The following is an 18,520-nucleotide window of genomic DNA, read 5'->3' on the forward strand; positions in this document are numbered from 1 at the left end:
CAATTGTGGGGTTGAACCACGATTTATCATTTCCTTAAATCACCTGCCGCCAACACAGGTCGCTTAACTGGAGGCGAGAGGTCTCGTTTCCCGGCGGTTGTTGATTTAGGCGATTGCGATGTTCAAGGTTCTTACATGCCTCGTGGTGGAGCATAATCCGAAGCTGGTCGTTTTGGCCGCGCTCGTCTGCTTCCTTTCAAGCTATGGCGCGGTGACGCTGCTGCAGCGGGCCCGCGGTTCGTCTGGCAAGGCCAAGGCGATCTGGGCAACGGCTGCCGGCATAGCCACCGGCTTCGGTATCTGGGCCACACACTTCATCGCCATGCTCGCCTACGACCCCGGCGTTGTGCTCGGCTACCAGATGGACCTGACCGGGTTGTCGCTCGCCGTCGCAATCATCCTGACCACGACGGCGCTGTTGATCGCGACGCATGTGCAGGATCGCCTCGGCTGGCTTGTCGGCGGGTTTGTTCTCGGCGGCGGCGTCGCCTGCATGCATTTTCTCGGCATGGCGGCATTGGATGTTCCCGGCAGCATTCGCTGGGACGCGACGCTTGTCGTGACCTCGATTGTCGCCGGCTCGCTGTTCGACATCGCAGCGCTTCGCACGATCGGTCGCATCGCTAGCCCGCTGAAGGCGAAGATCCTCGCGACCCTGCTCATGACGCTCGGGATCGTTGCCCTCCATTTCACCGCCATGGGGGCGGTGACGATCGAAGCCGATCTGCTTGCGCCGACCCATGAGGGCATGATCCAGCCGCACCTCCTGGCCTTCGTTATCGCCGGGACTGCGTTCTTTCTGCTGTCCATGGTTCTGATCGCAGCCGGCTTTGCGCATCATGCGGAACTTTCGGCCGCTGCTGCCGAGCAGGAGTTCGCCCGCTTCGTCCGCAGTGTGAAGGACTACGCCATTTACATGCTCGACGTCGATGGCCGCGTGGCGAGTTGGAACGCCGGCGCCGAGGCCAACAAAGGTTACGCTGCCGAAGAGATCATCGGCAAGAATTTCGCCTGCTTCTATTCTGCGGAGGATCAAAGGAACGGCATGCCGCAGAAGGCGCTCGAAGTGGCACTCGGCGACGGCAAGTTTGAAAACGAAGGCTGGCGCTATCGCAAGGACGGTTCCCGTTTCTGGGCACATGTGGTGCTCGATCCGTACCTCGATGAGGAGGGCCGGCACGCCGGCTTCATCAAGATCGTCAAGGACATCACCAAAGCCAAGGTCGATGCCGATCGCATTGCCGAAGTCAGCAACAATCTCGACGTCGCGCTCGAAAACATGTCGCAGGGCATCTGCCTGTTCGACAGCGCCGACCGGCTGCTCCTGTCGAACCGGCGCTGCCGCGAGATTTTCGGCTTCTCGGAGACGCTTGCCGGCAAGGGACTGACCTTCCGCGAGATCCTCGACATCGTTTTTGCCCGCATCTACTCCGATCCTGAGATCGCGCAGGCCAAGTCCGCGGAACTCTATCAGAAGCACCGGATCGAAATGGTCGGCAAGGGCGGTGGCGATGTCGTCGAGAAGCTCGCCAACGGCCGCTCGATCCTGACCAAGCATCGCACGCTGCCCGACGGCGGCTGGGTCAGCACCTACGAGGACATCACCGAGCGCCTCGACACCGAGGAGCAGATCACCTTCCTTGCACGCCACGACAGCCTGACCGGTTTGCCGAACCGCCTGCAGTTCAGCAGTTATCTCGAGGAAGAGCTGGATGCGGCCGCCTGGTTCAACCGCAAGGTCGCCGTCATCGGCATCGACCTCAACAAGTTCAAGGAAGTCAACGACCTGCATGGTCATGCTGCCGGCGACTTTGTTCTGGTGACGATTGCGCAGCGGGTGAAGGGCCTGCTGCAGGAAGGTGAGTTCGTGGCGCGCCTCGGCGGCGACGAGTTCGCGGCGGTCAAACGCTTCGAGGAACTGGCCGAGCTCAACGACTTCCTGCGTCGGATCGAAAAGAGTCTGCACGAGGAAATGCGCTTCGGTGATTTCGAGCTCAAGTCCGGTGGTAGCATGGGTGTGGCGATCTATCCGCAGGATGCGGAAACGGCCGATACGCTGATCAACAACGCCGATCTTGCCATGTACCGCGCGAAGGCGGCGCTCAACCAGACAGTCTGCTTCTACGAAGTATCCATGGACGAAGCCGCCCGCCAGCGGCGCGCGCTTGCCAACGACCTCTGGGATGCCGTCGACAAGAAGCAGCTTGCGCTGCACTACCAGGTGCAGAAATCGGTGATGAGCGGCGTCGTCATCGGCTACGAGGTGCTTTTGCGCTGGCACCATCCCGAACGCGGCATGGTGCCGCCCAGCGAGTTCATTCCGCTCGCCGAGGAATGCGGTGCGATTCTGCCGATCGGCGAATGGGTGCTGCGCCAAGCCTGCCGCGAGGCCGCGAGTTGGGAGAGCAATCACAAGATTGCCGTCAATCTGTCGCCAGTCCAGCTCGCCAATGGCGATATCGTCAGCCTCGTGCAGGACGTGCTCGCCGCGACCGGGCTCGCCCCGAACCGGCTGGAGCTGGAAATCACGGAATCGACGATCATCGACGACAAGGAGCGTGCGCTGCTGACCCTGCGGCAGATCAAGGAACTCGGCGTCACGATTGCGATCGACGATTTCGGGACCGGATATTCCTCGCTCGAAACGCTGCGGTCGTTCCCCTTCGACAAGATCAAGCTTGACAAGAGCTTCATGTGGGAAGTGGAGGGCAGCCCGCAGGCCAAGGCGATCGTGCGCGCCATCCTGGCGCTCGGACAGAGCCTGTCGGTGCCGGTCCTTGCCGAGGGCGTCGAGACGCAGAAGCAGCTCGATATCCTGCAGGCGGAAGGGTGCGACGAGGCGCAGGGCTATCTGCTTGGCCGCCCGGCGCCGATTACGCTCCTGTTTAGCGGCGATGAAGAGGTGGCTGCCGCCTGATCCGGCGGCTGCCGCCATCGCGCATGTTGGATCTCGCGCGACCGCTGGTCGCGAACGCCCGTTTCTCGTCTGGATTTCAAGTCTTGCCGCCGCACCTCGTCGGTCGGTCAGACCTGCGCTATTGCCGCAGCAGCGTACGGCCGGCGCCTTCCACCAGGAAGCGCGGGAAGAAGAAGACACCGGTTATCGTGCCGGAGTAGCGCTGTTCGAGACCTGAGGATTCGCCGATGCAGAACAGCGGCTGTTTCTGGCCGTGCTCTTCGAGTGCGATCGTCGTCGAAAAGCAGAAGGATGAGCAGCTTGTCGCTGCTTGCTCGAAAAGCTCGAGCACGTGGTTGCGGTCGGCGGGGTCGTAGCAGCGCACGAAGTTGAGCAGGCCGCATTCGCCGTCGCGCAGGCCGTGGATGGCGGCAGCTTTCTCGCCAAGTCGGAACAGCCCCGTCGACAAGTCGCCCGACCAGCCTTCCGACGCGCAGAACTGTTGCAGGAACTCATGATGAGGCAGGTCGAGGTGCGGCTGTCCCGGAGAGCCGAGGGGAACGGAATTTGCTCTCGTGATCTTGAACACGGTCTACCCCAGCAGCACTCCTGGACATCGTCTTCGGCGACCCAGGAAACACGTCCTATTGTGCAAGTTCCGCCCACCATCAACCAATGCAAGAGTGCACGCCGCCTACCGCGGGCGTTTGCTCAACTTGAAAGGTCGCGAGATGTTAATGAAGCTCGCCAGCGAAGTAATTTCGTCGGAGAGGTCGGCTAAATTTGCGATTAAATACTTATATGCTTTTCGTGATATTCTCGAAGAGGTCTCGGATGTACGGTTAGTCCGAAAAAGCTTCGGCGATTGTTCGCCCGCTTGAGTTCGCTACCCGATCTCCCATGAATCTCCGCCCACTTGGGGCGCTGTTATAGTTCGTTTTTTTTCGACTTCAACGGTTTTTTGAAGCCTGACTACAACCGCCGGCTTTTTTCTGCAAACAGTTTGCCAGACCGGTTCATCACCGGTGAATGGCATTGATAAAAAACAAGAAAGGCGACCCGAAGGCCGCCTTTCCGATCCGGATGGATCGCTGCTGCGATAAGGCTATTGCCTTATCACATCATGTCCATTCCACCCATGCCGCCCATGCCGCCCGGCATGCCGGCCGGAGCATCCTTCTTCGGCAGTTCGGCGATCATGGCTTCCGTCGTGACGAGGAGACCAGCAACCGACGCTGCGTCCTGAAGGGCGGTGCGAACGACCTTGACCGGGTCGACGATACCCATGGCGATCATGTCGCCGTATTCGCCGGTCTGGGCGTTGTAGCCGTAGTTGTCTTCGTTCTTGTCGAGGATCTTGCCGACAACGATCGAAGCTTCATCGCCAGCGTTCTCAGCGATCTGGCGGGCCGGAGCCTGCAGAGCGCGACGAACGATGTTGATGCCGGCTTCCTGGTCTTCGTTGACGCCCTTGACCGAGATCTTGGAGGCCGAACGCAGGAGCGCGGTGCCGCCGCCCGGTACGATACCTTCCTGAACAGCAGCGCGCGTCGCGTTGAGGGCGTCGTCGATGCGGTCCTTCTTTTCCTTCACTTCGACTTCCGTCGAGCCGCCAACGCGGATCACGGCAACGCCGCCAGCGAGCTTGGCAAGACGTTCCTGCAGCTTTTCGCGGTCGTAGTCGGAGGTGGTGTCTTCGATCTGAGCCTTGATCTGGGCGACGCGGCCTTCGATGTCAGCCTTCTGGCCGGCGCCGTCGACGATCGTCGTGTTTTCCTTGGAGATCGAAACCTTCTTCGCACGGCCGAGCATGTCGAGCGTGACGTTTTCGAGCTTGATGCCGAGGTCTTCGGAGATCACGGTGCCGCCCGTCAGGATGGCGATGTCTTCGAGCATGGCCTTGCGGCGATCGCCGAAGCCCGGAGCCTTGACGGCAGCGATCTTCAGGCCGCCACGCAGCTTGTTGACGACGAGCGTTGCAAGAGCTTCGCCTTCTACGTCTTCAGCGATGATCAGGAGCGGCTTGCCGGTCTGAACGACAGCTTCGAGAACCGGGAGCATGGCCTGGAGGTTCGAGAGCTTCTTCTCATGGAGGAGAACGAAGACGTCGTCGAGGTCAGCGACCATCTTTTCCGGGTTGGTGACGAAGTAGGGCGACAGGTAGCCGCGGTCGAACTGCATGCCTTCGACGACTTCGAGTTCGGTTTCGGCGGTCTTGGCTTCTTCAACCGTGATGACGCCTTCGTTGCCGACCTTCTGCATTGCTTCAGCAATGTCGAGGCCGATCTGACGCTCGCCGTTGGCCGAGATCGTGCCGACCTGTGCGACTTCTTCCGAGGTGTTGATCTTCTTGGCCTTGGCCTGGAGATCCTTGACGACTTCGGTGACAGCGAGGTCGATGCCGCGCTTCAGGTCCATCGGGTTCATGCCGGCAGCAACGGCCTTGGCGCCTTCGCGAACGATCGCCTGGGCAAGAACGGTTGCGGTCGTGGTGCCGTCGCCAGCGATGTCGTTGGTCTTCGAAGCAACTTCGCGGACCATCTGGGCGCCCATGTTTTCGAACTTGTCTTCGAGTTCGATTTCCTTGGCAACCGATACACCGTCCTTGGTGATGCGCGGAGCGCCGAAGGACTTGTCGATGATGACGTTACGACCCTTCGGGCCGAGCGTGACCTTTACAGCGTCAGCGAGGATGTCGACGCCACGCAGCATTTTTTCGCGCGCGGTGCGGCCGAACTTGATTTCTTTTGCAGCCATTTGAGAAAACTCCCGGGCTCATTGCCCATTGGTTGTCATGAAAAGGTGTGGACGACGGCTGATCAGCCGATGATGCCCATGATGTCGGCTTCCTTCATGATCAGAAGGTCTTCGCCGTTGATCTTGACTTCGGTGCCCGACCACTTGCCGAACAGAACGCGGTCGCCAGCCTTGACGTCGAGCGGAACAACCTTGCCGCTTTCATCACGGGCGCCCGAACCGACGGCCACGATTTCGCCTTCTTGCGGCTTTTCCTTGGCGGTGTCCGGAATGATGATGCCGCCCTTGGTCTTCTCTTCAGACTCGACGCGACGTACGACGACGCGGTCGTGCAGCGGGCGGAAATTGGTGCTTGCCATTAGTCTAATCCCTCGATCAAATGACATTACGGATCGCAGACCGACCCGATGGATGGGTGTTAGCACTCTCATTTATCGAGTGCTAGCGACGCCGAGATAAGGCTCGGTCCGTAACGAGTCAAGGATTGGCCCTTAGATTTTTTGCCCGGGAAGGGTTCCCTTTTTCAGGTGGCGACACTTGTATTCTTGTGCCTTCCTTGCCATGCAAGCCGGAAACCGTGTTTGCAGGAAGCCAGGATGGCCGCAAGGATCAACAGTTTTCGCGAAATCGCCGGGCGCTACGACGTCGTGCTGTGTGACGTCTGGGGCGTTCTCCACAACGGTGTGCAGGCCTTTGCCTCCGCCTGTGAGGCGTTGGCCGAGGCGCGTGCCGCTGGCCTGACCGTGGTGCTGATCACCAACTCGCCGCGCCCGCATCCGGGTGTGAAGATCCAGATCCGCGGTCTCGGCGTGCCGGATGAGGCTTATGACCGGATCGTGACCTCGGGCGATGTGACCCGCGCGCTGATCGCTGCCGCCGCCAAGAAAATCTTCTTCATCGGTGCCGAGCGCGACCTGCCGCTGCTCGAAGGCCTGGGAACGCAGATCGTGTCGTCGGAAGATGCCGAGACGGTCGTCTGTGCCGGCTTTTATGACGACGAAACCGAAACGCCGGAGCATTACCGCGCGACGCTGACGGGCCTGGCCAAGCGCAAGATCCCGTTCATCTGCGCCAATCCCGATCTGGTGGTCGAGCGCGGCCACAGGCTGATCCCCTGTGCCGGCGCCATTGCCAAGCTCTACGAAGAGCTGGGTGGCGAGGCGCGCATTGCCGGAAAGCCCTATATCGCCATCTACCGTGCGGCGCTGACGGAGGCGAAGGCCGTTCGCGGCGCACTTGACCTGTCGCGTGTGATCTGCGTTGGCGACGGCATGCCGACGGACGTCAAGGGTGCCCAGGATGCTGGCTTCGATCTGCTCTACATCAGCGCCGGTATCCATGCGCAGGAATACATGAACGAAAGCCGCACCGACGAGGCGAAGCTCGCCGCCTTCCTGAAGAAGGAAGGTGCCTCGCCGAAGTATTGGATGCCGCGGCTCGCCTGACGGGAAGACGGAGATGACGGTTTTTCATCGCAACGAGACCCGTGACCCGCTTCCGGAGCATCTGCGCGGCGGCGTCGTCGCGATCGGCAACTTCGATGGCGTGCACCGTGGTCACCAGTCGGTGCTCAACCGCGCGCTGGAAGAGGCAAAGGTGCGCGGCGTTCCGGCGCTCGTGCTGACCTTCGAGCCGCATCCACGCACGGTGTTCCGCCCGGAAACCCCGGTCTTCCGGCTGACGCCGGCGCCGTTGAAGGCGCGCATCCTCGAAGGCATGGGTTTCGGCGCCGTCATCGAGTATCCGTTCGACCGCACCTTCTCGCAGCTTTCCGCGTCGGATTTCATCCACCGTATCCTGCTCGAATGGCTGCACGCCTCGCATGTCGTCACCGGCTTCGATTTTCACTTCGGCAAGGGGCGCGAAGGCGGCCCCGCCTTCCTGATGGCCGCCGGCGGCGATAACGGATTTGGCGTGACGCTCGTCGATGCCTTCCGCGACGAAAACGCGTCGGTCATCTCGTCGAGCTACGTGCGCTCGCTGCTTGGCGAAGGCGACGTCTCGCAAGCTGCCGGCATGCTCGGCTATCGCTATCTGGTCGAGGCGGAAGTGATCGGCGGCAAGAAGCTCGGCCGCGAACTCGGATTCCCCACCGCCAACATGCGGCTTGCGCCCGATGTGGAACTGCGCCCCGGTATCTACGCGGTCCGCTTCCGCCGGCCCGACGGTTCGCTCCATGATGGCGTCGCCAGCTTCGGGCGTCGACCGACGGTCGACAGCAACGGCGAGCCCTTGCTCGAAACCTTCGTCTTCGATTTCTCCGGCAATCTCTACGGCGAGATCTGTACGGTTACCTTCTTCGGTCACCTGCGCGATGAGTTGAAATTCGACGGGCTTGATCCGCTGGTGGCGCAGATCCGACAGGACGAAGCCGAGGCGCGGGCCTTGCTCTCCGGTGTGCAGCCGCTCGGCGATATCGACCGCAAGCTCAACTTCGCCCGATAAAAGATTTCGGCGTCCGCGTGGCGCCGGACCTTTTCAAAAGGCCGAAAACGCCTTAAACAACCGGCCACCATGACCCGGCACCGTCGATTGATCATCGATCAGCGAATTATTGGCCCGGCCTTCCGCGCGCTTTAGTCAGCCGGAAGGTCCGGGATTTCGGCGTTTCCGACGCCCCAGTCATCTCTCGATACCGAGCCCATTTCGTATGCGCGACCCTTCGCGCGAAGAAGCGATTGCAAAGACCATGACCGACACCGCTGAAAAGATCGACTACTCCTCGACCCTCTATCTGCCGCAGACGGAGTTTCCGATGCGCGCCGGCCTGCCGCAGAAGGAGCCGGAAACGGTCGCCCGCTGGCAGAAGATGGGCCTCTACAAGAAGCTGCGTGCGTCGGCTGCCGGCCGCGACAAGTTCGTGCTGCATGACGGCCCTCCCTATGCAAACGGCAACATCCATATCGGCCACGCGCTGAACAAGATCCTCAAGGACGTCATCAACCGCTCGTTCCAGATGCGCGGCTTCGACGCCAACTACGTGCCCGGCTGGGACTGCCACGGTCTGCCGATCGAATGGAAGATCGAGGAAAAGTACCGCGAGAAGGGCCAGAACAAGGACGAGGTTCCGGTCAACGAATTCCGCAGGGAATGCCGCGATTTCGCCGCCGGCTGGATCCAGGTCCAGGCCGAGGAGTTCAAGCGTCTTGGCATTGAGGGTGACTTCGACAATCCCTACACGACGATGAACTTCCACGCCGAAGCGCGCATCGCCGGCGAACTGATGAAGATCGCCAAGCTCGGCCAGCTCTATCGCGGCTCGAAGCCGGTGATGTGGTCGGTTGTCGAGCGTACGGCGCTTGCCGAAGCCGAAGTCGAATATGCCGACGTTGAAAGCGACATGATCTGGGTGAAGTTCCCGGTCACCGAAGGTCTGGACGCACTTGCCGGCACCTTCGTCGTGATCTGGACGACCACGCCGTGGACCATCCCCGGCAACCGCGCAATCGCCTTCTCGTCGCGTTATGCCTATGGCCTCTACGAGGTTGCGACGGCCGAAAACGACTTCGGCCCGCAGCCGGGCGAAAAGCTGATCTTCGCCAAGCGCCTGGCAGACGAGTCTGCGGCCAAGGCCAAACTCACCTTTAATTTCGTCCGCGACATCGAAGGTGCTGAACTGGCGGCTGTTACCTGCGCCCATCCGCTGCACGGTCTCGGCGGCGGTTACGCCTTCAAGGTGCCGCTGCTCGACGGCGACCACGTCACCGACGACGCCGGCACCGGCTTCGTGCACACGGCACCCAGCCACGGCCGCGAGGACTTTGACGCCTGGATGGACAATGCGCGCGCGCTCGAAGCCCGCGGCATCTCCTCGGCGATCCCGTTCACAGTCGACGACGCCGGCTATTTCACCGCCGATGCCCATGGTTTCGGCCCGGACGCAGAAGGTGGCGCTGGCCGCGTACTCGACGACAAGGGCAAGAAGGGCGACGCCAACGACCGCGTCATCAAGGCGCTGATCAGCCGCCACGCGCTCTTTGCCCGTGGCCGCCTGAAGCACTCCTATCCGCATTCCTGGCGCTCGAAGAAGCCTGTCATCTTCCGCAATACGCCGCAATGGTTCGTCTACATGGACAAGGCGTTCGGCGATGGCACGACGCTGCGCTCGCGCGCGCTTTCGGCGATCGACGACACCCGCTTCGTTCCCGGCGCTGGCCAGAACCGCCTGCGCGCGATGATCGAGGGGCGCCCGGACTGGGTGCTGTCGCGCCAGCGCGCCTGGGGTGTGCCGATCGCGATCTTCGCTGACGACCAGGGCGAGATCCTGATCGACGAGGCCGTCAACGCCCGTATCCTCGATGCCTTTGAACTGGAAGGCGCGGACGCCTGGTTCGCCGAAGGTGCCAAGGATCGCTTCCTCGGCAACGACCACGACCATGCCACGTGGCATCAGGTCATGGACATCCTTGACGTCTGGTTCGACAGCGGTTCGACCCACACCTTCACGCTCGAAGACCGTCCGGACCTGAAGTGGCCGGCCGACGTCTATCTCGAAGGCTCGGACCAGCATCGCGGCTGGTTCCACTCCTCGCTGCTCGAGGCCTGCGCGACGCGCGGCCGCGCGCCTTACAACGCCGTTGTCACCCATGGCTTCACCATGGATGAGAAAGGCGAGAAGATGTCGAAGTCGAAGGGCAACACCGTCACGCCGCAGGAAGTGATGAAGGATGCCGGCGCCGACATCCTGCGCCTGTGGGTGATGACGACCGATTACTGGGAAGATCAGCGCCTCGGCAAGACGATCATCCAGACCAACATCGACGCCTATCGCAAGCTGCGCAACACGATCCGCTGGATGCTCGGCACGCTCGCCCACGACAAGGGCGAGGAGATCGCCTACGCCGACATGCCCGAACTCGAAAAGCTGATGCTGCACCGCCTGGCGGAACTCGATCAGCTCGTGCGTGAAGGTTACGATGCCTTCGACTTCAAGAAGATCGCCCGCGCACTGATCGATTTCTCGAACGTCGAGCTCTCGGCTTTCTATTTCGACGTCCGCAAGGATGCACTCTACTGCGATGCGCCTTCGAGCCTGCGCCGTCGTTCGGCACTCGCCGTCATTCGCAAGCTGTTCGATTGCCTCGTGCTGTGGCTGGCGCCGATGCTGCCCTTCACGACGGAAGAAGCCTGGCTGTCGCGCAAGCCGGATGCGGTCTCGGTGCATCTCGAGCAGTTCCCGGCCATCCCGGCCGAATGGAAGAACGAGGCGCTCGAAGCCAAGTGGGACAAGATCCGGGCCGTGCGCACCGTCGTCACCGGCGCGCTCGAGATCGAACGCAAGGACAAGCGCATCGGCTCGTCGCTGGAAGCAGCACCCGTCGTCCATGTTGCCGATCCGGAGCTCTTGAAGGCGCTGGAAGGCCAGGACTTCGCTGAGATCTGCATCACTTCGGGCATCGTGATCGAAGCCACGGAAGGTCCCGCGGAGGCGTTCCGCCTTGCCGACGTGGCCAAGGTGAGCGTCGAACCGAAGCTGGCCGAAGGCCAGAAATGCGCCCGCTCCTGGCGGATCACCACCGACGTCGGTTCCGACCCGCTCTACCCGGACGTGTCGGCTCGGGACGCTGCTGCCTTGCGCGAACTTGGTTTCAAGGCTTAACGCATTGTTACCGGATGAATTGCACTCGTTGCGTTCATCCGGTAAAACCTGCCCGAAATTTGGCGGATTTCTCCGCCATGGGCGCTTGAGTGGCCGCGCTGACCGGTGGCCGGCTGGAAGGAATCTCATGGAAATGACGCGAGACTTGCGAGTGTTTGCCAGCGTGGCCGCCATTTTGACGAGCGGCCTGGTGCTTTCGGGCTGCATCGGCGGCCCGACCTATGGCACTGACAAGACCGCCGGCGAGCAGCTCATGGACGACCTCGGCAGCGTCGCCAGCTTCGGCCCGCCGAAGCGTGATCCGGTCAAGTATCAGCCGCGCCCCGGCCTCGTACTGCCGCCATCGGCGCAGCAGACCGCTCTTGTCGAGCCACAGAAATCGCTGGCCAGCCGCGAGGCGAACCCGGAATGGGTCGAGTCTCCGGAAGAGGTTCGCAGCCGCCTGCGCGAAGAGGCCGACGCCAACAAGAACAATCCGAACTATGTTTCCCCGCTCGCCAAGGCCAGCGCCAACGGCCGCCGCCTTTCGGCGAAGGAGCAGCAGCAAGCCTATCGCGAAGCCCGCAAGATCGAGATGGGCGCCTATTCCGACAAGCGCCGCTTCTTGAGCGATCCGCCGCTTGACTACCGCCGCCTGCCGGAGGGCACCGAGACCGAACTCGGCGAGCCGGAGAAGGACAAGGAGCGCCGCCGCAAGAAGGAGGCGCAGATCAAGAATTCCGGCACCAAGTGGTATTGGCCCTTCTGAGCTGCGCATAAACCATGACGATAAGCATTCGCGAGGCTCGCCCGGAAGACGCGCAAACCATTCTGCGCTTCATCACGGAACTTGCCATCTACGAGAAAGAGCCTGACGCAGTCGAGGCGACGGTCGAGATGTTGCAGGCCTCGCTCTTCGGCCCGGGTGCCATTACCCGCGCCGTGATCTGCGAGAAAGATGGCAAGCCTGCGGGCTTCGCCATGTGGTTTTACAATTATTCCACCTGGCAAGCGCGCAAGGGACTCTACCTTGAGGACCTTTACGTCACGCCGGATTGCCGTGGTTCGGGTGCCGGCAAGATGCTTTTGAAGCACCTCGCGAAGATTGCCGTCGAGGAAGGCTGCGGCCGCTTCGAATGGAGCGTGCTCGACTGGAACGAACCGGCGATCCGGGTCTATGAGGCGGTTGGTGCCGAGCCCATGTCCGAATGGACGCGTTACCGGCTGTCCGGCGCGGCCCTCGAAAGCTTCGCTGCCGATTAGGCGATCTCAAGAAGATCGGAAACGGGGTCTCGCTGAATGTCGGGGCTGGCTTCAACGCTTGCCGGCGAAGAAGTCCCTGAGGATCTCGGCAGCCTCCCGTTCGGCGAGACCCGAATAAACGTCCGGCACGTGATGGCAGGTGGGCGAACCGAAGAAGCGCACGCCGCTGTCGACCGCACCGCCCTTCGGATCGTCCGCGCCGTAGTAGAGGCGGCGGATGCGGGCGAACGAAATCGCCGCCGCGCACATGGTGCAGGGTTCGAGGGTGACGTAGAGATCGGCGCCCGACAGCCTTTCGTCCTTGAGGACGGCAGCAGCCTCGCGGATGGCGACGATCTCCGCATGTGCGGTCACGTCGTTGAGTTCGCGGGTGCGATTGCCGGCGCGGGAGATGATCTGGCCATCGAAAACGACCACGGCGCCGATCGGCACTTCGCCGCGCTCGGCCGCCTTCCTGGCCTCCTCAAGGGCCACATCCATGAAGTGTGTCGTCTCAGCCATCGCTCAAACAATAATTTCTCTTAACCCACGGGCCGCGACCTGATAGGACAGCCGCAAAAGGCAGGCAACACAAATGACATCCAAAGACAAGCCCACACGGCCTGGCGGCAAGTCCGCCGGCCGGGACAAGAAACCGCATTTCGCCGACAAGAAGGCTGGAGCTCCGAAAAAGGCTGCTGGCTCGAAGACTTTCGGCGCCAAGACTTCCGGCCCGAGGGCCGACGGCCCCAAGTCCTTCGGACCAAAGACCGGCGCTTCGCGTCCGGTCCGGGAGCGCCCGAGCGTGGCTGCTCCGGGTGCCGACGAACCGCAGCGCATCTCCAAGATCCTGGCGCGCGCCGGCGTCGCCTCGCGCCGCGACATCGAACGCATGATCATGGAGGGCCGCGTCAAGCTCAACGGCGTCATCCTTGACACCCCGGTCGTCAACGCGACGCTTGCCGATGCGATCGAGGTCGATGGTCAGCCGATCCGCGGCATTGAGCGCACGCGCCTCTGGCTCTACCACAAGCCGGCCGGTCTGGTGACCACCAATGCCGATCCGGAGGGGCGCCCGACCGTATTCGAGAACCTGCCCGACGAACTGCCGCGCGTCCTGTCGATCGGCCGCCTCGACATCAACACCGAGGGCCTGCTGCTTTTGACCAATGACGGCGGGCTTGCCCGCGTGCTTGAACTGCCGTCGACCGGCTGGCTGCGTCGCTATCGCGTTCGCGCCCACGGCGAGATCGACCAGGAAGCGCTCGACCGGCTGAAGGACGGCATCGCCGTCGACGGCGTGCTCTATGGGGCGATCGAGGCGACCCTGGACCGGGTGCAGGGTTCGAACGTCTGGATCACCATGGGGCTGCGCGAAGGCAAGAACCGCGAGATCAAGAACGTTCTCGGCGCGCTCGGCCTCGACGTCAACCGCCTCATCCGCATTTCCTACGGACCTTTCCAGCTCGGCGAACTGCCGGAGGGACATGTGCAGGAAATCCGCGGCCGCACGTTGCGCGACCAGCTTGGACCGCGGCTGATCGAGGATGCCAAGGCGAATTTCGACGCGCCGCTCTACAACGACCAGGCGGCGACCGTTGCCGGCGATGCGGCTGACGATGATGCCGGCGACACGCGCCGGCCTGAACGTGCCAACCGCTGGGAAAAGCCGGAAGACAAGCGCGAGCGCGCTCTGTCGCGGCTGGACACGCGTCGCGACGATCGCCGTGACGGCGGCCGCAAGGACGGTCCCCGTGGCAAGGGCGGCTCCCGCGACGACCGCGACGCCAAGTTCGAGGACCGGCCGAAGCGTGCGCCTGCACAGCGCGCCCGCACCGCCAATGTCTGGATGGCGCCGGGCGCCCGTCCACTGGCCGAAAAGAAGCCGAAATCCGCTGACGGCGACGCCACCGAGAAGCCCGCCCGTCGCGAGCGTCCGGAAGGCGCGCCGAAGAGCAAGCGCTACGGTCGCAGCAAGGACGGTTTTGCGACGAAGACATCCGGAAAGTTCGATCCCGACCGCAAGGGCGGCTCGCCCAGGGATTTCGATCGCGCCGATCGTCCGGCCTCTGCCGCGCCGGTCAAGCGTCGCGACGAAGAAGGCGAATGGATCAGTGCAAGCGAACCTGCCCGTCGCGGCAAGGACGAGGGGCGGGATGGCGGTTTCGGCCGGCGCAAGTCGGGCGATGCGGGAGAGCGCAGGTCGCGCGATCACGGTGACCGTCCTGCGCGTCGTGAAGGCGGCGACCGTCCGGCTCGTTCCGAAGGTGGCCCGCGCAGCTATTCCGACAAGCCGAGAGCACCACGCGCCGACGGTGATCGTCCGCCGCGTCGCGAAGGCGGCGATCGTTCGTTCGGCGATCGGCCGGCTCGTTCCGAAGGCGGTCCGCGCAGCTACTCCGACAAGCCAAGAGCACCGCGCGCCGAGGGTGATCGTCCGCCACGCCGCGAGGGCGGTGATCGCCCGTTCGGCGACAAGCCTCGCGGCAAGTCCTTCGGTGGCAAGCCATCCGGCGGAAAATCCTTTGGCGAACGGTCTGGTGGTCCGCGCGGTGGCAAGCCTGGCGGTGGTAAACCCGGCGGCGGACGCCCCGGTGGCGGTGGACGTCCGGCCGGCGGCGGTAAGCCGCGCGGCAGAGGACACTAAGCGGCGGTGCGTATCGTCGGTGGAGAGTTTCGGGGTCGCAGCCTGGCGACCCCCAAGTCCAGCGATATCCGTCCGACCACGGACCGGACGCGTGAAAGCCTGTTCAACATCCTGAGCCATTCCTATCCGGAGGCGCTCGACGGCACCAGAGTGCTCGACCTTTTTGCGGGCACCGGCGCCGTTGGCTTCGAGGCGCTCTCACGCGGGTGCCGGCAGGCACTCTTCGTTGAGCAGGGCGTCGAGGGCAGGGGACTGCTGCAGACGAACATCGAGACGCTCGGCCTGCAGGGACGGGCCAAGGTCTTCCGCCGTGACGCCACCAGCCTCGGCGGAGTCGGAACGATGGAGCCGTTTCATCTGGTCTTCGCCGACCCGCCCTACGCGAAGGGTCTAGGCGAGAAGGCGCTGGAATCTGCCGCCGCCGGCAACTGGCTCGTCCCCGACGCACTGGTGATCCTCGAAGAGCGGGCAGACGTTCAGCCGGCGCCGACGGCCGTGTTCGAGAACCTCGATGTCAGGGTCTTCGGCGATACACGCATGCACTTCTACCGCTTCCGCGGCGCCTGATGTCATATTTTCGGTTTCCTTGAGGCGATAGGCTGTCGCCGATCACGCTACGCAGAAGCGGAGGCTTGCCGATGAAGCAGGATCTTTCGATGACGAAGGGGGCGGCGCAGGCGTCCGGCCAACCGACCGTCGCGCTGGCGCTGGGCGGCGGTGGTGCGCGCGGGCTTGCGCATATTCACGTCATCGAAACGCTGGATGAACTCGGCATTCGACCCGTGGCGATTGCCGGATCCTCGATCGGCGCGATCATGGGCGCCGGCATGGCGGCTGGCATGCGCGGGGAAGAGATCAGGGCGCACACGCTTTCGACCGTCGGCCATCGTCGCGAAGTCGTCAATCGCCTCTGGCAGTTGCGGCCATCGAGCCTCTCCGAGGCCATGGTGAACGGCTTTCGCTTCGGGCAATTCAATGGCGAGCGCGTTCTCAGGGCTTTTCTGCCAAAGGCCATTCCGCCGAAGTTCTCGGATCTCGGCATTCCGCTCAAGGTGGTTGCCACCGACTATTACGGCCAGACCGAGCATGTCTGCGAAAAGGGTGACCTGTGGCAGGCGCTGGCCGCCTCAGCTGCCCTGCCTGCGATCTTCATCCCGGTCAAGATCGGCGGGCGCGTGATGATTGACGGCGGCATCTATAACCCCATCCCCTTCGATCATCTGCGTGGCCTAGCGGACATCGTCATCGCCGTCGATGTCGTCGGCGGTCCTGACGGCGATGGCAAGACGATCCCGAGCCGTATCGACAGCCTGTTCGGGGCAAGCCAGTTGATGATGCAGTCGATCATCGCGATGAAACTCAAGGAAGGCGCGCCGGATATCCTGCTGCGCCCCGATGTCGGCCGCTACCGCGTGATGGATTTCCTGCGCGCCCAGGAGGTGCTGAACGGAACCGCCGCGATCAAGGACCAGCTGAAACGGGCGCTCGACGAACGGATGAAGGCGCCGAAGCTCAAGTGAGCCTTGACGGCTGACGACCTGGTCGGGAAACGAGGCTGGCCGCGTCAGGCGCTCTCGCGTTCATCGGCAGGAAGCCCCGGCAGGATGCGCTCGCCCGTCTCCTGGGAGTGATCGACCTCACGCTTCGGCTTGACCAGCGGTTCCGGCCTGACGGGACGCGAGTGCAGCATGTCGCGACCGGCGGTGATGCCTTCGGCCTCTTGCAGCACGAGGCGTGCCTCGTCGCGCTTGCGGATGTCGTCCATGATGGCGATCGCCTCGTCGTCACCAACCCCCAATGCCTCCAGTGTCTTGCGGCCAAAGAGCAGGCCGGACTCGAAGGTCTCGCGCAATTCGTAGTCGACCCCTTTGGCACGCAGTTCCAGCGTGTGCAGGCGATCGTAGGAGCGGGCGAAAATGCGGGCGTTCGGGTACTCCGATTGTACCAGATCGATGATGTGGTCGGTCGTTTCCTTCTTCTGCGTGCAGACGGCGACGATCTTTGCTCGCTCGATGCCGGCGGCTCGCAGCACGTCGAGGCGGTTGCCGTCGCCGAAATAGATGCGGAAGCCGAAGGTCGCGGCCTGGCGCACGCGGGCGGCGGAATGGTCGATGATCGTCACGTCGCGGCCGCCGGCGAGCAGGATCTGCGCGGCGATCTGTCCGAAGCGGGAAAAGCCGATCATCAGCACGTCGGCATTGGCGCCGTCGAAATCTTCCTCGATCTCTTCGTCCATCTCGTCCTGCTCGTGCATCAGCTTCGGCGCCAGCATGGAGGCAAGCGGCGTCAGCGCCATCGACAGCGTGACGATCGCGACCAGCAGCGAGGCGTCGCCATCCGAAAAGACACCGGCGCTGGCTGCCGCCGTGAACAGCACGAAGCCGAATTCGCCGCCCTGCGGCAGAAGCAGGCTGATGCGCACCGCGTCGTTGTGGTGCGAACCGGTCAGCCGGCAGAGCCAGTAGAGCACCAGACTCTTCAGCGCCATCAGGAGCGGCACGGCGATAATGATCAGCTGGTAGCGCTCGACGATGACGCCGAGCTCCAGCGACAGGCCAACGGCCATGAAGAACAGCGCCTGCAGGATACCGCGGAACGGCTCGATATCCGCTTCGAGTTCATGGCGATAGGAGGATTCCGCCAAAAGCACGCCCGCGAGGAAGGCACCCATCGCCATCGAGAGGCCGGCGAGCTGCATCATGGTTGCGGCGCCCATGACGACGAGCAGGGCTGCCGCAATCATGACGTCGCGAGCGCCTGTGCGGCCGATGATCTGGAACAGGGGGTTCACGAGGTAGCGGCCGGCGGCGAAGAGCACGACGATCGCGGTCGTGGCAATGGCGAAATCCTCGAGCGGCGGCGTCGTGTCCTCAGGCGCCTGCGCCGCGAGCAGCGGGATCAGCGCCAGCAGCGGCACGATCGCCAGATCCTGCAGCAGAAGGATGGAGAAGGATCGTTGCCCGTAGCGGGTGTTGCGGTCGTTGCCTTCGTCGAGGATCTGCATGGCAAAGGCGGTCGAGGACAGGGCCAGACCGAAGCCGGCGATGATGCTGCCGCCCTGGCCGAGCAGCCCGAGGGCATAGATCATGGAAGAGAGCACGATGCCGGTCAGCACCACCTGTGCCGTGCCGAGGCCGAAGATATCGCGCCGCATCTGCCAGAGACGTGACGGTTTCAATTCAAGCCCGATGATGAACAGCAGGAATACGACGCCGAGTTCCGAGACATGCAGGATCTGCTCGCCGTCGGTGATGCTTTGGGCGACCGGACCGATGAGCACGCCGGCGCAGAGATAGCCAAGGATGGTGCCGAGGCCGAGCCGCTTGAAGATTGGTGCGGCCACCACTGCGCCGCCAAGCAGCATCAGCGCTTGAGAATAGATGATCGGTGTCGTTGCCAT

General features: G+C 63.0%; 14 protein-coding genes. 9 read left to right on the forward strand and 5 right to left on the reverse strand.

Going from position 1 to position 18,520, the window contains the following annotated elements; genetic code table 11:
• Positions 1-118 precede the first annotated feature (118 nt).
• Positions 119-2,917, forward strand: a complete 2,799-nt coding sequence (locus PWG15_RS02145) for a bifunctional diguanylate cyclase/phosphodiesterase (RefSeq protein WP_275022858.1) — start codon at positions 119-121, stop codon at positions 2,915-2,917.
• A gap of 118 nt (positions 2,918-3,035) precedes the next feature.
• On the opposite strand, the gene PWG15_RS02150 is transcribed toward PWG15_RS02145, so the two are convergent.
• The 3 genes from PWG15_RS02150 to groES form a co-directional block, all read right to left on the reverse strand.
• A complete protein-coding gene (locus PWG15_RS02150) occupies positions 3,036-3,485 on the reverse strand; it encodes a hypothetical protein (protein WP_275022859.1) in 450 nt (149 codons plus the stop codon).
• A gap of 527 nt (positions 3,486-4,012) precedes the next feature.
• Positions 4,013-5,653: a chaperonin GroEL gene (groL, locus tag PWG15_RS02155; protein ID WP_043618373.1), complete on the reverse strand. Its 1,641-nt coding sequence runs from the start codon at positions 5,651-5,653 to the stop codon at positions 4,013-4,015.
• Positions 5,654-5,715: 62 nt separating this feature from the next.
• Positions 5,716-6,012, reverse strand: a complete 297-nt coding sequence (gene groES / locus PWG15_RS02160; protein ID WP_012706990.1) for a co-chaperone GroES — start codon at positions 6,010-6,012, stop codon at positions 5,716-5,718.
• Positions 6,013-6,249: 237 nt separating this feature from the next.
• On the opposite strand from groES, the gene PWG15_RS02165 reads away from it, so the two are divergent.
• The 5 genes from PWG15_RS02165 (at position 6,250) to PWG15_RS02185 (ending at position 12,494) form a co-directional block, all read left to right on the forward strand.
• Positions 6,250-7,098 carry a TIGR01459 family HAD-type hydrolase gene (locus PWG15_RS02165; RefSeq protein WP_275022860.1) on the forward strand — a complete coding sequence of 283 codons (849 nt, stop codon included), beginning with the start codon at positions 6,250-6,252 and terminating at the stop codon, positions 7,096-7,098.
• A 13-nt stretch (positions 7,099-7,111) separates the two neighbouring features.
• On the forward strand, positions 7,112-8,098 hold the full coding sequence (locus tag PWG15_RS02170) for a bifunctional riboflavin kinase/FAD synthetase (protein ID WP_275022861.1): 987 nt from the start codon (positions 7,112-7,114) through the stop codon (positions 8,096-8,098).
• A 244-nt stretch (positions 8,099-8,342) separates the two neighbouring features.
• Positions 8,343-11,252, forward strand: coding sequence for an isoleucine--tRNA ligase (gene ileS / locus PWG15_RS02175; RefSeq protein ID WP_275022862.1), 2,910 nt, complete (start codon positions 8,343-8,345; stop codon positions 11,250-11,252).
• 127 nt (positions 11,253-11,379) lie between these two features.
• Positions 11,380-12,000: a hypothetical protein gene (locus tag PWG15_RS02180; RefSeq protein WP_275022863.1), complete on the forward strand. Its 621-nt coding sequence runs from the start codon at positions 11,380-11,382 to the stop codon at positions 11,998-12,000.
• A gap of 14 nt (positions 12,001-12,014) precedes the next feature.
• On the forward strand, positions 12,015-12,494 hold the full coding sequence (locus PWG15_RS02185) for a GNAT family N-acetyltransferase (protein ID WP_275022864.1): 480 nt from the start codon (positions 12,015-12,017) through the stop codon (positions 12,492-12,494).
• 51 nt (positions 12,495-12,545) lie between these two features.
• Here PWG15_RS02185 and PWG15_RS02190 read toward each other — a convergent pair whose 3' ends face one another.
• Complete coding sequence (locus tag PWG15_RS02190; RefSeq protein ID WP_275022865.1) at positions 12,546-12,995, reverse strand: nucleoside deaminase; 450 nt, start codon at positions 12,993-12,995, stop codon at positions 12,546-12,548.
• Positions 12,996-13,068: 73 nt separating this feature from the next.
• Between PWG15_RS02190 and PWG15_RS02195 the strand changes: the two genes are divergently transcribed.
• The 3 genes from PWG15_RS02195 (at position 13,069) to PWG15_RS02205 (ending at position 16,640) form a co-directional block, all read left to right on the forward strand.
• On the forward strand, positions 13,069-15,120 hold the full coding sequence (locus tag PWG15_RS02195) for a pseudouridine synthase (protein ID WP_275022866.1): 2,052 nt from the start codon (positions 13,069-13,071) through the stop codon (positions 15,118-15,120).
• Between the two features lie 6 nt (positions 15,121-15,126).
• Complete coding sequence (rsmD, locus tag PWG15_RS02200) at positions 15,127-15,687, forward strand: 16S rRNA (guanine(966)-N(2))-methyltransferase RsmD (RefSeq protein ID WP_275022867.1); 561 nt, start codon at positions 15,127-15,129, stop codon at positions 15,685-15,687.
• 71 nt (positions 15,688-15,758) lie between these two features.
• Positions 15,759-16,640, forward strand: coding sequence for a patatin-like phospholipase family protein (locus PWG15_RS02205; RefSeq protein WP_275022868.1), 882 nt, complete (start codon positions 15,759-15,761; stop codon positions 16,638-16,640).
• A 44-nt stretch (positions 16,641-16,684) separates the two neighbouring features.
• On the opposite strand, the gene PWG15_RS02210 is transcribed toward PWG15_RS02205, so the two are convergent.
• Entirely contained in the window at positions 16,685-18,520 is a 1,836-nt protein-coding gene (locus PWG15_RS02210; RefSeq protein ID WP_275022869.1) for a monovalent cation:proton antiporter-2 (CPA2) family protein, read from the reverse strand.

It is taken from the genome of Ensifer adhaerens, from assembly GCF_028993555.1.
Classification (GTDB): domain Bacteria; phylum Pseudomonadota; class Alphaproteobacteria; order Rhizobiales; family Rhizobiaceae; genus Ensifer; species Ensifer adhaerens_I.

Excerpts from the sequence above, each read along its gene's own strand:
- groL (WP_043618373.1), bottom strand. The coding sequence starts at position 5,653 with ATGGCTGCAAAAGAAATCAAGTTCGGCCGCACCGCGCGCGAAAAAATG.
- PWG15_RS02185 (WP_275022864.1), top strand. The coding sequence starts at position 12,015 with ATGACGATAAGCATTCGCGAGGCTCGCCCGGAAGACGCGCAAACCATT.
- PWG15_RS02205 (WP_275022868.1), top strand. The coding sequence starts at position 15,759 with ATGAAGCAGGATCTTTCGATGACGAAGGGGGCGGCGCAGGCGTCCGGC.
- PWG15_RS02190 (WP_275022865.1), bottom strand. The coding sequence starts at position 12,995 with ATGGCTGAGACGACACACTTCATGGATGTGGCCCTTGAGGAGGCCAGG.
- PWG15_RS02170 (WP_275022861.1), top strand. The coding sequence starts at position 7,112 with ATGACGGTTTTTCATCGCAACGAGACCCGTGACCCGCTTCCGGAGCAT.
- PWG15_RS02195 (WP_275022866.1), top strand. The coding sequence starts at position 13,069 with ATGACATCCAAAGACAAGCCCACACGGCCTGGCGGCAAGTCCGCCGGC.
- groES (WP_012706990.1), bottom strand. The coding sequence starts at position 6,012 with ATGGCAAGCACCAATTTCCGCCCGCTGCACGACCGCGTCGTCGTACGT.
- PWG15_RS02145 (WP_275022858.1), top strand. The coding sequence starts at position 119 with ATGTTCAAGGTTCTTACATGCCTCGTGGTGGAGCATAATCCGAAGCTG.
- PWG15_RS02180 (WP_275022863.1), top strand. The coding sequence starts at position 11,380 with ATGGAAATGACGCGAGACTTGCGAGTGTTTGCCAGCGTGGCCGCCATT.
- ileS (WP_275022862.1), top strand. The coding sequence starts at position 8,343 with ATGACCGACACCGCTGAAAAGATCGACTACTCCTCGACCCTCTATCTG.
- PWG15_RS02165 (WP_275022860.1), top strand. The coding sequence starts at position 6,250 with ATGGCCGCAAGGATCAACAGTTTTCGCGAAATCGCCGGGCGCTACGAC.
- PWG15_RS02210 (WP_275022869.1), bottom strand. The coding sequence starts at position 18,520 with ATGGCAACGACACCGATCATCTATTCTCAAGCGCTGATGCTGCTTGGC.